The 241-nt window shown below is 53.9% G+C and carries 1 pseudogene; it reads right to left on the bottom strand.

What is annotated here, in order from left to right:
* Positions 1–229, bottom strand: a pseudogene (locus tag SJH88_RS19615) (hypothetical protein); the annotation flags it as partial.
* Between the last annotated feature and the right edge of the window lie 12 nt (positions 230–241).

The raw sequence follows: 241 nt of genomic DNA, 5'->3' as shown, positions 1-241 counted from the left end.
GCACGCGCGATACCTTGAATCCTCGGTGCTTCCCGATGGCCATATGCCAAAAGCGCCGCAGCATGTTGTAGTTAACAAACCCCTTTCCACGCCAAGCCACATGCATATGCAGATGCTCAGGGTTCGAGGGATGACGCTCCAACACAGCCACATACTGAAAATCGATGTCAGCTTGACGCAGTAAGCGCACGAAGTAGCCCCACATCGCTTTCCAGTCCTCAGCGGTCATATACGGGGCTTT

Source organism: Comamonas sp. GCA5 (genome assembly GCF_036541385.1).
In the GTDB taxonomy this organism is placed as follows: Bacteria; Pseudomonadota; Gammaproteobacteria; order Burkholderiales; family Burkholderiaceae_C; genus Comamonas; species Comamonas aquatica.
The sequence above is the reverse complement of the archived record's forward strand: the minus strand, read 5'-3'. Positions and strand labels throughout refer to the sequence as shown.